Source organism: Proteus cibi, assembly GCF_003144405.1.
Lineage (GTDB): Bacteria > Pseudomonadota > Gammaproteobacteria > Enterobacterales > Enterobacteriaceae > Proteus > Proteus cibi.
The window spans coordinates 217,285-230,148 of sequence record NZ_PENW01000019.1; the positions used below are offsets into that span (position 1 = coordinate 217,285).

The following is a 12,864-nucleotide window of genomic DNA, read 5'->3' on the forward strand; positions in this document are numbered from 1 at the left end:
ATAATGTTTAATATCTTATTTAAATATATTAACTAGGTGTTTGTTATGAATGTAAATAATGCAATTTTTAATCCTAAGTTTTCTTTTTCTAAAGTAAGTCATCGATATCCCAAAAAAGAAGAGTACATTATTTCAAAAAATATAAGTGAGGTGAAAAATACACCCGTATCCCCTTTTTGGGGAAAGAGAATTATTCAGGTATTGACTTCTTTATTTCATAAATTAGAGATTAGGTTTCTTATAAGAGGTATAAATAATAATAAACCATCTAGTGATATCGATAAAAACAAATACAATAATATTTTTAATGAAGCTTCTGATGAGATAAAAAATAAAAATTTAAAAACTATAAGTGATATTGTTTCTCATGCAAATGATAAATTTGATTTTTATAGTTATTGTGATTATTTGACTGAATTAAAAAGAGCTAAGGATTTCTTCTTATTATTAAGTGATAAAGAGAATGAGTGCTCTGAACGTAAGTTAATAACCGAAATGCTAAATGAGATTATTAAAAATAGAATAAATGCAATAGATGATGAGGGGATTAAAAATGTTTTTAAATTAATAAATTCAAAATTTAAATTTGAGAATATTCATTTAAATAAAAAATATGATTTTATGCATAATTTCTCGACAGAAAAAGAACGGGTTAATTTTATAAAAATAATGAATTTTTTACTCATTGCTGTCGAAGAAGCTCAATTATTTGATAGGTTTGTTAATAATATAAAAAGTGAAGTAGAAAAAAAACTATCAACTATTATGATGATAGCTCTTGATAAAAACACTAATAATGGATATTCCTTTGATAGCTTAAAGCAAGAGTGGAAGGAGAAGTATATTAGTGATCACGATAATGTAACAAAGAGTGATGTTATTGAAGAGACTGATATAGGAGTAAATACAGATATATCTCATGATATAGAGGTAGAAACAATAATAGAAATAGCTAAACAGGCGCCTAAAGAAGACTTGAGTGCTAAATATATTGATGTTGATAACTTTAATGTCGATGATTATCAATTAATATTGAGAAATAAAATAGATAATATAAAAAAAACAGATGAGAAAAATAATTCAGAACTTGATGAGTATAAATCAACATTAGACAGTGATATAGATAATACAAAAGAAATTATTGAAAGTGATGATTTAGATTATCAATGGGATTATGAAGTTTCTGATATGGTGAATTTTGATGGTAAAAAATTAAAAAATGATATTTTAATGGATAAAATAAATAAATTAACACTAGATTTAAAGTCAGATGAAAAATTCAATGAAATAAATAATAAATTGGAATCAATGATACACGATATAGAGGAGTGCTCTACTGAAGGGGGTGCTAGTTTGGATTTAGATAAAAAATTAACATTTTCACGAGATAATTATCAATGGTATTTTGATACGGAAGAAAATAAGAGTGAAACAAATAAATAAGATAAAATTAATAAAAAATCATAGCGTTTTTCTTAAATAATATTTCTTATCACTAATCGGATAGTTTTCTAACGTGCCAAATATCTCAAACCCCTGCTTTTGATAAAAAGGCAGGGCTTGAAAGCTAAAGGTATCCACTTCAGCATATTTGGCTCCTTTTTCTTTTGCTGTATTTTCCATCGTTTGCAGCAACGCGGTACCTATGTTTTGTCCACGATAGGCTTTATCTACCCACAAATAACGGATACGTAACCAGTTTCCTAAAATATCACCACTTATTCCACCTATCTTTTTACCGTTCTCTTCCTTAAATACCGCAATAGGCGTGTAGTGATCAAAACTAATAAATTGAAGATTATGTGTCAGTAACCCCTCATAGATTTCGTTGATCTCATTGGCGGTAGGGTTTGTGGTAACTTTTAACGACATAATCAGCTCTTAATATTAAGAAAAATAATAATTACATTATCACTATTTGGTTATTAAATATTTATACAAATGCTAGGATGGAAACAATAATTAAAAAAGCTGGATAACACAACATGTCGTTTTTAAAAACTCTGCCAGGTATTCTATTTTGTGCATTAATAGGTGGTGTTCTTACTCTTTCAGGTTTGCCTATGGCTCTGATGTTTGGGCCAATTCTTGTTGTCATTATTGCTTATCGTTTTAAATGGGAGCTGGCAGTTCCTAAGCATACATTGACGTTTATTCAACTGACTTTAGGCTCATCTGTTGGTTTAATGTTTAACCAAGTTCATTTAGGTCGTGCTGATAACTTAATTATTCTATTACTCACACTTGTTGTTTGTTTAGCCATTCAATTTTTTGTGAGTTATTTTTGGTTTCATCGTCATATTGGGTGGACGAAAGAAGAATCAATGCTTGGGGCTGTACCTGGGGCGATGGCTGCTATTTTGGCATTAACCGATCACACCAAAACACCCCCGCAAAAAATCGTGATTTCTCATACCATTCGTTTAATGGTGTTGATTATTATGGCGGGTTTTATTGTGGGTTCAGATAAAGCTAATATGCCTGAATTTGCTATACCCGAAATGACCTTTATTTCGTTGTTGTGGTTATTATTGATTGTTGCTCTAGGGCTAGGTTCAGGGCTTTTATTGCAGAAAATCCGATTTCCAGCGCCTTTTATGCTGACTTCATTAGGTAGCGCGATAGTGGTTCAATCCTTTGTTAGCGGATCCATTGCCTTTCCCATGTTACTTAATGAATTGAGTATGGTGTTAATTGGTATGAACATTGGTGCTCACTTTGTGGTTTTCCCACTTTCATCATTAATTAAAAATGCTTTTTCCTCTGTCCAAGTGGTTATTATTAATGTGATTTTAACCGTGATTGTCGCCTATGGTGCGGCTTATTTAACGGGGGTTCCTTGGGCTACATTAGTCTTGGCTTGGGCGCCGGGAAGTATGGAAGCGATGACATTCGCTGCGATAACGATGAATGTCGATGCGGCTTTTGTTATGTCGAATCATATTTTTAGAATGCTGATTATTCAAAGTATTCCATCAGTTGCTTTGTATTGGAATGAATATAGACAGAAGAAAAATAATCAGAACAAAGAAGAATAAAATAGAGAAGGGAGCATTTTGTTTTTGATAACCTCTATTTAGCGGCTTTATATTGAATAATAAGCATGTTATTTCAAGAGGTTATCTTGTTCAGTCAATTCAATTGTGACTTAATAGAAGCATTAATAGTTTAATAAACTGAGTGATTTATTAGCTAACAATTGGCATTTCTTATTGTGTGATACTTCAATACCTTTTAAATCATTGTAACTATCTTCATTCAATTGACCCATTGGCAACGTTGAGTAGTTACTTACATCCCATTGCTGTGAGTGAGAAAAGACCATTAAGGCTCTTTCAATTTTGGATTTTGATATTTGCTCATAACCACAATCTTTATTTAAAAAAAGGTAGATAGCGGTTAAATCTGCCAAGTCTTCTGCTTGTGTGTAAGTTAACGCCTTTGCACTCGAAGAAAAGAGCATAGAAAAAGAAAACGTTAGTGTGCAGAACAAGGCGAACATTTTTTTCATTAGGCGTGCTGTTCCTTTGTGTGATGATTTAGCAAGTTTTGTTATTTGACTTAATGTAGTTAAAAGTTTTGCAAAGACCCGCTGTTTTGTTGGGTTTTAAATTGACCTTCCAGTAAGGGGAAACTTTAGCATTGGTAATAGTTTACACGACTTCTTTATTTATCTTATTTCGATAAAGACAGAATAATTTGTTTTTATTCAAAGGAATATATTATGCAACGTCGCGATTTTTTAAAATTAGGCGCCACATTAAGTGCTGTCACATTATTACCAAGTTGGAGTCGTTTTGCGTTTGCCCAAAGTAACACGCCTTCATTAGCTATTCCACCTCAAATTATCCCCGATGCTCAACAAAAGATTGTTCTGAATATTCAACAAGGTCTTTCTAAATTTATACCTGCCGCGGATACCACTACTTGGGGTTATAACGGCAGTTTATTAGGTCCTGCATTGAAATTGAAACGTGGTCAACCCGTTACCATTAATATCAATAACCAATTACCAGAAACAACAACTGTTCACTGGCATGGACTTGAAATTAGTGGCGAAGAAGACGGTGGTCCACAAGCAATGATTGAGCCAGGAAAGTCTCGCACTGTGACTTTCACACCAGATCAAGCTGAATCAACGTGCTGGTTCCATCCTCATACTCATGGCGTTACTGGACAACAAGTCGCTATGGGATTAGGCGGATTAGTGATTATTGAAGATGATGAAACCGCAAGCCGTAAATTGCCGAATCGCTGGGGAGTTGATGATTTACCTATTATTTTACAAGACAAACGTTTAGACAGTGATGGACAAATTGATTATCAACTTGATGTAATGAGTGCTGCAATTGGTTGGTTTGGCGATATGATGTTAACTAATGGTGCCATTCAACCACAACATATTGTGCCCAAAGGTTGGGTAAGATTACGTTTCTTAAATGGCTGTAACGCGCGTAGCCTAAACCTTGCCACAAGTGATGGCAGACCCATGTATGTGATTGCCAGCGATGGTGGATTACTCGCAGAGCCAGTCAAAGTGACTGAGTTACCTATTTTAATGGGCGAGCGCTTTGAGGTTTTAGTGGATACCTCTGATGGGCGTGATTTTGATATTGTCACTTTACCCGTTCGCCAAATGGGGATGGTTTTAGCGCCATTTGATAATGTATTGCCTGTACTGCGCTTGTTACCATCAGCAGAAAAAGCACAAGGTACTTTACCTGATCAATTAGCATTAATTCCGGCATTACCCACACTCAGTAACATTGCAACTCGTACATTACATTTACGTATGGATATGCGTTTAGATATGCAAGGCATGATGCTATTAACAGAGCGTTACGGTGATAAAGCATTAGCGGGCATTCATCATGGAATGAGTCATATGCGCCAAGGTAACGGAAGTGGCATGATGGGAGGCGGAATGAATTGTGGTCATGGTGGTGGGGATCTTGATATCTATAATGCGAATAGTATCAATGGTATTCCATTCTCAATGACTGAACCGGCATTTGATGTGAAACAAGGTGTTTATGAGCGTTGGGTTGTTTCCGGTCGTGGTGACATGATGTTACATCCATTCCATGTTCATGGTACACAATTTCGTATTTTATCTGAAAACGGTAGAGCACCAGAGAAGCATCGCCAAGGTTGGAAAGATATTGTGAAAGTTGAAGGACAATTTAGCGAAATTTTAGTGAAGTTCGATCATTTAGCGACAAAAGCACATCCGTTTATGGCACACTGCCATTTATTAGAGCATGAAGATACCGGAATGATGGCGGGTTTTACTGTGAGTAAATAATCAATCACTCTAAAAGCTATCAATATCAGTAAGATAAATTAATAAACGGCATGAAATTGATATTTTGTGCCTTTATTTTCATTAAATCAGATCATCGCATGATGAAGGAAGTTCTGGTACAATCGTTTGCTTTCCCCGTTAACCCAATCGAAATTAATCATGAAACATATTGTTGATGTCATGATCTCTGAAGAAGAGATCAAACAGCGTATTGCTGAGCTAGGTCGTGAAATCACAGAACATTACCGCCCACGTCAAGATCAACATGATCTTGTCTTAATCGGCTTGTTAAAAGGTTCTTTTATTTTTATGGCAGATTTATGCCGTGAAATTGATGTGAACCATGAAGTCGATTTTATGACTGTATCAAGTTACGGTAATGGTATGACGTCAACACGTGACGTTAAAATCATTAAAGATCTCGATGAAGATATTCGTGGTAAAGATGTTCTGATTGTTGAAGATATTATCGACTCAGGTAACACTTTAAATCGTGTTAAAGAGATTTTAAGTTTACGTGAGCCTGCTTCTATTTCTATCTGTACCTTATTGGATAAACCTTCTCGCCGTGAAGTGGATGTTCCTGTTGAGTGGATTGGTTATTCCATCGAAGACAAGTTTGTTATTGGTTACGGCATCGATTATGCACAGCGCTATCGTCACCTGCCTTATATTGGGCATGTCACGTTATTAGATGAGTAATTTAGTGACTTAAAATAGAAGTGAAAAAACCCGCATTAGGCGGGTTTTTTATTTAATAGAACGTATCTTATTAACGTGGATGACTCAATTTTGCCATTGCTTGACGATAAGAAAGTTCAAGTTTTTCACGGCTATCAGAGGTGACGTCAAGATCGTGTAGTTCACCGTTATTTAACCCGTAAACCCAACCGTGGATCATCACTTTTTGTCCACGTTTCCACGCTGCTTGCATAATCGTTGAGTGACCAAGATTGTATACTTGCTCGATAACGTTTAACTCACAAAGTAGGTTTAATCTGTCTTGTGGCGCAAGCTCACCTAACATTGAACTGTGTTTGTACCAGATATCGCGGATATGCAGTAACCAGTTATTGATAAGCCCTAATTCGGTACCTTCAATAGCCGCTTCAATACCACCGCAACCATAGTGACCACAGACAATAATGTGTTCAACTTGCAATACATCAACCGCATACTGGATCACAGAAAGGCAGTTTAAGTCAGTGTGGATGACTAAGTTTGCCACATTACGGTGAACAAATAAGTCACCCGGTGCTGCGTTGATTAATTTTTCTGCTGGAACGCGGCTGTCAGAGCAACCAATCCATAAAAAGTGAGGTTTTTGACCTTTACAGAGATCTTTAAAAAACTGAGGGTTTTCTTCAGTAACAGATTCTGACCATTGCTTGTTATTGGCTAACAGCTCTTCAATCTTTCTCATCATGATGTGACTGCCTGTAAATTCGGTTTCCCACCATTTGCGCTGACAGTACGCCAACACGAAATAGCTCTTGTGTTAATGTTGGATGCGAGAGATCCATTAAGAAAGGGTATTTTTATACCATTACTTTTGAATTTATCAGAAGGCTTTTTAAAGCCAAGTGACAGATAATTGCTTGTAATTTTTCGCTTTCAAATAAGATAGATCTTTTTATAGCATTTGTTTAATGAATTTATCAATACATTCTTTGATGTAAATCAAATGTATGAAAAGATAACTGTTTGTTAAACTTACTGTTGTATTATTTAAAAATCGATACTTATAAATTTTATATAAATAAAACTAATAATTATAATTGTTGGTTTTATTTCTATACAGAAAGAAAAAAGGATAAAAAATAAAGAACATCATTGATTGAGATGGTAAGTGGCGAGATAATATTCATCAGTAAACTTGAGAAACAAAGGCAATTATTTTATTGGTATCAATTAGGCTAAATGATTGCACGAAGGGATAAATTAATGAAAACATCAAAATGTCAGTAAGAAATAAAAGAACCTTGAGCCTTGATGGCTAATTTACTTTATCTTCATCTCTTATTGTTGATTATTACAATAGTTAAAAAATATTTATTTATTCGTTTGTGTCATAAGCCCTAAAACGGTTTATTTACGACCTTATTTTCTCTAGAATATCCTTATTCCATTTTATTCTTTGAACTAAGCTTATTTTCTGATTTCAGCTCAGTTAATGCTGAATAATGCAGTTAATAAAAGGTAATTCCCACTTATGACGTATGCATTGGAGTTAACGGAGTTAACGAAAACTTATCACAATGGCGTAAAAGCGCTAAAAGGAATTAATCTCACTGTTGAGGCTGGCGATTTTTATGCTTTATTAGGCCCTAATGGCGCAGGCAAATCGACTACGATTGGTATTATTAGCTCTTTAGTTAATAAGAGTAGCGGTAAAGTCAAAGTATTTGGTTATGACACCGATACCGATATGGTTAATGCAAAGCGTCAATTAGGATTAGTGCCACAAGAATTCAATTTCAACCCTTTTGAAACCGTATTACAAATTGTTCTCAATCAAGCGGGTTATTATGGGGTGCCTCGTAAATTAGCGTTAGAACGTGCTGAAATATATTTGACCCAGCTTGATTTATGGGAAAAACGTGACGACAGAGCGCGTTTTTTATCTGGGGGAATGAAGCGCCGTTTAATGATTGCGCGGGCGTTAATGCATCAACCTAAATTACTTATTCTTGATGAACCCACAGCCGGTGTTGATATTGAATTGCGCCGCTCCATGTGGACGTTTTTAAAACAATTAAATGCTGAAGGCACTACGATTATTTTAACCACACACTATTTGGAAGAAGCCGAAATGCTGTGTCGGAATATTGGTATTATTCAACGTGGTGAACTGGTTGAAAATACCAGTATGAAAGAGCTATTAAGTAAATTAGAGTCTGAAACCTTTATTTTAGATTTAGCACCGAAAAGCCCACTCCCTGAATTACAAAATTATCAATATCGTTTGGTTGATACATCAACATTAGAAGTTGATGTTAAAAGAGAGCAAGGACTAAATAGTGTCTTTGCTCAACTTAATGCACAAGGTATTCAAGTATTAAGTATGAGAAATAAAGCCAATCGCCTTGAAGAGTTATTTGTTCATTTAGTTAATGAAGAGCATACAGTAGAAGGAGAGGGGGAATGATTCAGCTGTATTGGGTAGCCCTCAAAACAATTTGGATTAAAGAAGTCACTCGTTTTGGTCGTATTTGGGTACAAACATTAATTCCGCCCGTGATCACTATGTCTCTCTATTTCGTTATTTTCGGTAACCTGATTGGTAAACGAATTGGCGATATGGGCGGTGTTGATTATATGCAGTTTATTGTTCCTGGTCTGATCATGATGGCAGTAATAACTAACTCTTATGCCAATGTTTCCTCGTCCTTTTTTGGTGCTAAGTTTCAACGTAGTATCGAAGAATTATTAGTTTCACCTGTTCCAACACATGTTGTGATTGCCGGGTTTGTTGGCGGTGGTGTGGCTCGTGGTATTTGCGTTGGTATTTTAGTGACTTTAGTTTCACTGTTTTTTGTACCACTAGAAATACACTCTTGGACAATGGTCGTGGTGACATTACTAATGACCTCAATTGTGTTTTCTCTCGCTGGGTTATTAAATGCGATTTTTGCGAAAACCTTTGACGATATTAGTATTATCCCGACCTTTGTTTTAACGCCATTAACCTATTTAGGGGGCGTGTTTTATTCACTGTCACTCTTACCTGAATTTTGGCAAGGTGTGTCTAAGTTAAACCCTATCGTGTATATGATCAGCGGTTTCCGTTACGGTTTTCTGGGGATTACAGATGTCTCTTTAACGGTGACGATTAGTGTTCTGTGTCTTTTCATTACTGTGTTTTACGTTATCGCATGGTATTTAATTGAAAAAGGCCGTGGTTTAAGAAGCTAATCAAAAAAACAGAAGAAAGAGTGATAAAAGTTGAAATCGGTATCTTAATTAGAGATACCGATTTTTTTCAACTGTTTTTTCAGCATAAATGTTAATTTTTCTTTAAATCCACGCTTAGGTATTAACAAAATGATTTTTCTTGTTTAGTATACTAAACATCTTAGCAGGGGATAAAAAGGAAATGTAATGACAACGGCAAGCCAAACAGGTAAAAAACCTGAGGCAATCTCTCGTAATAAGCTTTTATGTATTGCAGGTATGGGATGGACTTTTGATGCAATGGATGTGGGATTACTTGCATTCTTACTCACTGCATTAAAAGAGGATTGGGGATTAACCGCATCACAATTGGGTTGGATTGGTAGTATAAATTCAATTGGAATGGCTGTTGGCGCGTTTGTGTTTGGCATTATGGCTGATAGAAAAGGGCGCAAACCTGTCTTTATCTTGACTTTATTGCTGTTTAGCTTGGGATGTGGATTAACCGCATTAGCCAGTTCTTTGATGGTGGTGCTTGTTTTACGGTTTTTTATTGGCATGGGATTAGGTGGCGAATTACCTGTTGCTTCTACACTGGTGAGTGAAAGTGTAGAAACTCATGAGCGAGGTCGAGTTGTGGTTTTACTCGAAAGCTTTTGGGCTGTTGGTTGGTTAATTGCTGCGTTAATTGCTTATTTTATTATTCCTGATTATGGCTGGCGTATGGCGATGCTATTAAGTGCATTACCTGCGGTATATGCTCTTTATTTACGTTCAAAACTACCTGAACCTACCTCATCACATATTTTACAGAAAAAAACACGTCTATCGATTCGCCAATCAATGGCTTTAATTTGGTCACCGCAATATCGTCGTGCAACGCTAATGTTGTGGATCTTATGGTTTTGTGTGGTGTTTTCTTATTATGGCATTTTCTTATGGTTGCCAAGTGTGGCTATGTTAAAAGGCTTTAGTTTAATTAAAAGCTTTCAATATGTGCTTATCATGACATTAGCGCAGTTACCCGGTTATTTTACAGCAGCATGGTTAATTGAACGGTATGGTCGAAAATTTGTTCTTGTCACCTATTTAGCGGGTACAGCTATTAGTGCTTATTATTTTAGTGTGGCTGATTCTACGGCGACATTACTTATTTTCGGTATGTTGTTATCGTTCTTTAATTTGGGGGCGTGGGGGGCTTTATATGCTTATACCCCAGAACAATATCCCGATGAAATTCGGACAACCGGTGCTGGAACCGCAACCGCAATTGGACGTATTGGTGGAATATTAGGACCTTTAATGGTGGGATATTTGGTTCAATATCAATTTGAAATAAGCTCAATATTTCTGATTTTCAGTTTTTCGATTGTGATTGGAATATTAGCGGTAATGTTATTAGGTCAAGAGACAAAAAATAAACCACTTAACTCAATTTAGTCATGCTTTGTACGACTAAAAATATAGAATTTCTCTTTCTTGTAATATGATAGTGATTAAGATTTTTATGAGAAAAAGGAAATAACGATGTCTCATTATGATGAAGTGGTTAAACAGGTTGATGATGCAATTGCCACAACCCATATTCAAACGATGAACGAGCTCTTAGTGGAATTAGGCAAAGATAAAACGATTGAATTTCCACTGCGTTATGAGCAACAAGAGCGTTTACGGACAGCTATTTTCCATCACGGTGAAAAGCAACGATAAGTCAGCTTATTTTATTAGATCGTATGAATTAAAAAAGCGTTTGTACCGCAGTGATAAACAGGTGCAAACGCTGTTTTATTTTTACTGTATGATATCAACACGACTTAAAATGTTTTTCGACCTTCTAGCACGGCGATCCTATTTTCAATCGAGGGATGTGTTGAGAAAAAGGGATCTCCTTTATTAAAAATAAATGCCGCTTTACGGTAAGCACGTCCTGTTGAGCCATCTTCAAAATTTTCAGTATCATGTTGTGCTGAAATTTTCTTTAATGCGTTGATCATCGCTTGGTTATCTTGGGTTAAATCAACCGCGGCAGCATCTGCCATATATTCACGAGTGCGAGATAAATAGAAATAGAGCACCTGTGTAATGATAGGCAAAACTAAGTTGAGAATAATTAAAATGAGTCTCGCTTTGCTCGCGGCATCATTACTTTTCCCTCCTCGGTTACCAGAGGCAATATATAAGCGACTACCAAAGATATTTGTGACCGTCAGAATAACATTCGCTAATATGCCAACATATAACGTCAGTCGTGAATCACCATGAATAATATGTCCTGTTTCATGGGCTAATACAGCTTGTACTTCTTGGCGATTAAGGCGATTTAATAAGCCTGTTGTTACACCAATAAAGGCATTTTTTTCAGACCAACCAGCGGCAAAGGCATTCGCTTCCGGTGTATCAAGAAGATAGAGTTTAGGAATGTAGCCTAGAGTTGCACTTAAGCTCAGCTCTTCAACAATATTAAGAAGTTGGCGTTCTTGTGCATTTAAGGTGTCATCAGGACTAATTAATCGCGCATTCATTCCCGTTAGCATGATTTTATGCCCTTTAAAATGAATAAAGATAAGCAATAAAATCGAGATAGCGAGAATAATAAATGAAGCAATGGGAAGAGATTGGAACGTCAGAAATGCCAACATATTATCGGTAAGATCTAAATAAGGATTTGCGCCAATAGCCGTATCCACCAGCAAACCGATCATAAGCATTAAGAGTAAATAGGTGGCTATAACAAAACGAGTTCGAATAGCATTTTTTCGTAGAACATTTCTGAAATCCATTAGTGACTCCAAACAGCACTGCTAAGTGCTGTTTTTATCAATCTAAAAGTAATAAATAGTTTTTATTACTATAAAATTAATCGAAATTAATGCGACGCGCTTCTTCTGCTTTAATCGTTCCTTCATCAAGGCGCCAGTACTCTTTATCAATCACGAGGCTTGGGAAAATCTTGACGATAAATACTGCAGGTATAGAGGCGATAAAGGCACGATATTGCTCTAAGGTCCGATTGTAACCGCGTTTTGCAAAAGAGAGTTTATTTTCTGTTGAAACAATCTCTTCTTGTAAATTTGCCATAATAGTGTCGGATTTTAATTCAGGGTAGTTTTCAACCGCAACATTAATAGCACCACTTGAGACAATTTTTGATAACTCATCTTCAGCTGCTTTAGCTTCTTTGGTATTTGCGCTTTGTGCTTGTGTTCTTAATTCTGTGATTTTAGTAAAGACTTCAGACTCATGGCTAAGGTATTTTTTTACAGTGGCTAATAAACTATCAAATACTTTGCCACGACGATCTAATTGCACTGAGATTTCAGTTTCACTAGAGATAACTGCTTCACGCATAGAGATAATACGGTTGTAATAATAAAAAATAAGACCTAGTAACGCGATGGTAATAATTAATCCAGTCATGCGAAGCGCTCTCTTTTCTAATAGTAAACAGGGAATTGTGCGAAATCATTGATGTTAATTTTGCCTATTATTGATAAAGATAGCCAGATGATTATTTCATCAAAGATAAAAAGAGTACTGATAAAGCAAAATCAATAATATGAGGTGAGATAAAAAAATACCCCGAATAAATTCGGGGCAAAATTAAAGGTAATGCTAGGGCAAATAAAAAATATCAAGTGAAACATAAAGGGGAAACCTGAGTTAAA

At 35.6% G+C, this 12,864-nt stretch carries 13 protein-coding genes; 8 read left to right on the forward strand and 5 right to left on the reverse strand.

The window, feature by feature from the left end:
* Nucleotides 1-45 precede the first annotated feature (45 nt).
* Nucleotides 46-1,443 (forward strand): hypothetical protein, encoded by a 1,398-nt coding sequence (locus DK865_RS12105; protein ID WP_109392017.1) that lies wholly within the window; start codon nucleotides 46-48, stop codon nucleotides 1,441-1,443.
* Nucleotides 1,444-1,461: 18 nt separating this feature from the next.
* Here the strand turns inward: DK865_RS12105 and DK865_RS12110 are convergent, their stop codons facing one another.
* Nucleotides 1,462-1,872 carry a GNAT family N-acetyltransferase gene (locus DK865_RS12110; RefSeq protein ID WP_109392018.1) on the reverse strand — a complete coding sequence of 137 codons (411 nt, stop codon included), beginning with the start codon at nucleotides 1,870-1,872 and terminating at the stop codon, nucleotides 1,462-1,464.
* 113 nt (nucleotides 1,873-1,985) lie between these two features.
* Between DK865_RS12110 and DK865_RS12115 the strand changes: the two genes are divergently transcribed.
* Nucleotides 1,986-3,038, forward strand: a complete 1,053-nt coding sequence (locus DK865_RS12115) for an AbrB family transcriptional regulator (protein WP_109392019.1) — start codon at nucleotides 1,986-1,988, stop codon at nucleotides 3,036-3,038.
* 122 nt (nucleotides 3,039-3,160) lie between these two features.
* On the opposite strand, the gene DK865_RS12120 is transcribed toward DK865_RS12115, so the two are convergent.
* Nucleotides 3,161-3,511, reverse strand: coding sequence for a YacC family pilotin-like protein (locus DK865_RS12120; protein WP_109392020.1), 351 nt, complete (start codon nucleotides 3,509-3,511; stop codon nucleotides 3,161-3,163).
* A gap of 213 nt (nucleotides 3,512-3,724) precedes the next feature.
* Here DK865_RS12120 and cueO point away from each other — a divergent pair, with 213 nt between their 5' ends.
* Nucleotides 3,725-5,305: a multicopper oxidase CueO gene (gene cueO / locus DK865_RS12125; RefSeq protein ID WP_109392021.1), complete on the forward strand. Its 1,581-nt coding sequence runs from the start codon at nucleotides 3,725-3,727 to the stop codon at nucleotides 5,303-5,305.
* 159 nt (nucleotides 5,306-5,464) lie between these two features.
* A complete protein-coding gene (gene hpt / locus DK865_RS12130; protein ID WP_109392022.1) occupies nucleotides 5,465-6,007 on the forward strand; it encodes a hypoxanthine phosphoribosyltransferase in 543 nt (180 codons plus the stop codon).
* Nucleotides 6,008-6,077: 70 nt separating this feature from the next.
* Here hpt and can read toward each other — a convergent pair whose 3' ends face one another.
* Nucleotides 6,078-6,731, reverse strand: a complete 654-nt coding sequence (gene can, locus DK865_RS12135; protein WP_036932822.1) for a carbonate dehydratase — start codon at nucleotides 6,729-6,731, stop codon at nucleotides 6,078-6,080.
* Nucleotides 6,732-7,517: 786 nt separating this feature from the next.
* Between can and DK865_RS12140 the strand changes: the two genes are divergently transcribed.
* The 4 genes from DK865_RS12140 (at nucleotide 7,518) to DK865_RS12155 (ending at nucleotide 10,909) form a co-directional block, all read left to right on the forward strand.
* Nucleotides 7,518-8,453, forward strand: a complete 936-nt coding sequence (locus DK865_RS12140; RefSeq protein WP_023580815.1) for an ABC transporter ATP-binding protein — start codon at nucleotides 7,518-7,520, stop codon at nucleotides 8,451-8,453.
* A complete protein-coding gene (locus DK865_RS12145) occupies nucleotides 8,450-9,220 on the forward strand; it encodes an ABC transporter permease (protein ID WP_023580814.1) in 771 nt (256 codons plus the stop codon). Before DK865_RS12140 ends, DK865_RS12145 begins: the two co-directional genes overlap by 4 nt.
* A gap of 186 nt (nucleotides 9,221-9,406) precedes the next feature.
* The gene (locus DK865_RS12150; RefSeq protein WP_023580813.1) at nucleotides 9,407-10,639 is read left to right on the forward strand and encodes an MFS transporter; all 1,233 of its coding nucleotides are present in this window, start codon (nucleotides 9,407-9,409) and stop codon (nucleotides 10,637-10,639) included.
* Between the two features lie 87 nt (nucleotides 10,640-10,726).
* Nucleotides 10,727-10,909, forward strand: coding sequence for a DUF2526 family protein (locus DK865_RS12155; protein ID WP_023580812.1), 183 nt, complete (start codon nucleotides 10,727-10,729; stop codon nucleotides 10,907-10,909).
* 104 nt (nucleotides 10,910-11,013) lie between these two features.
* Here the strand turns inward: DK865_RS12155 and htpX are convergent, their stop codons facing one another.
* Complete coding sequence (htpX, locus tag DK865_RS12160; protein WP_109392023.1) at nucleotides 11,014-11,979, reverse strand: zinc metalloprotease HtpX; 966 nt, start codon at nucleotides 11,977-11,979, stop codon at nucleotides 11,014-11,016.
* Nucleotides 11,980-12,055: 76 nt separating this feature from the next.
* The gene (locus DK865_RS12165) at nucleotides 12,056-12,616 is read right to left on the reverse strand and encodes a LemA family protein (protein ID WP_100159289.1); all 561 of its coding nucleotides are present in this window, start codon (nucleotides 12,614-12,616) and stop codon (nucleotides 12,056-12,058) included.
* Between the last annotated feature and the right edge of the window lie 248 nt (nucleotides 12,617-12,864).

What these genes read in the sequence shown, in the direction of transcription:
- DK865_RS12105 (WP_109392017.1), top strand. Translation starts at nt 46, where the DNA reads ATGAATGTAAATAATGCAATTTTTAATCCTAAGTTTTCTTTTTCTAAA.
- DK865_RS12110 (WP_109392018.1), bottom strand. Translation starts at nt 1,872, where the DNA reads ATGTCGTTAAAAGTTACCACAAACCCTACCGCCAATGAGATCAACGAA.
- DK865_RS12115 (WP_109392019.1), top strand. Translation starts at nt 1,986, where the DNA reads ATGTCGTTTTTAAAAACTCTGCCAGGTATTCTATTTTGTGCATTAATA.
- DK865_RS12120 (WP_109392020.1), bottom strand. Translation starts at nt 3,511, where the DNA reads ATGAAAAAAATGTTCGCCTTGTTCTGCACACTAACGTTTTCTTTTTCT.
- cueO (WP_109392021.1), top strand. Translation starts at nt 3,725, where the DNA reads ATGCAACGTCGCGATTTTTTAAAATTAGGCGCCACATTAAGTGCTGTC.
- hpt (WP_109392022.1), top strand. Translation starts at nt 5,465, where the DNA reads ATGAAACATATTGTTGATGTCATGATCTCTGAAGAAGAGATCAAACAG.
- can (WP_036932822.1), bottom strand. Translation starts at nt 6,731, where the DNA reads ATGATGAGAAAGATTGAAGAGCTGTTAGCCAATAACAAGCAATGGTCA.
- DK865_RS12140 (WP_023580815.1), top strand. Translation starts at nt 7,518, where the DNA reads ATGACGTATGCATTGGAGTTAACGGAGTTAACGAAAACTTATCACAAT.
- DK865_RS12145 (WP_023580814.1), top strand. Translation starts at nt 8,450, where the DNA reads ATGATTCAGCTGTATTGGGTAGCCCTCAAAACAATTTGGATTAAAGAA.
- DK865_RS12150 (WP_023580813.1), top strand. Translation starts at nt 9,407, where the DNA reads ATGACAACGGCAAGCCAAACAGGTAAAAAACCTGAGGCAATCTCTCGT.
- DK865_RS12155 (WP_023580812.1), top strand. Translation starts at nt 10,727, where the DNA reads ATGTCTCATTATGATGAAGTGGTTAAACAGGTTGATGATGCAATTGCC.
- htpX (WP_109392023.1), bottom strand. Translation starts at nt 11,979, where the DNA reads ATGGATTTCAGAAATGTTCTACGAAAAAATGCTATTCGAACTCGTTTT.
- DK865_RS12165 (WP_100159289.1), bottom strand. Translation starts at nt 12,616, where the DNA reads ATGACTGGATTAATTATTACCATCGCGTTACTAGGTCTTATTTTTTAT.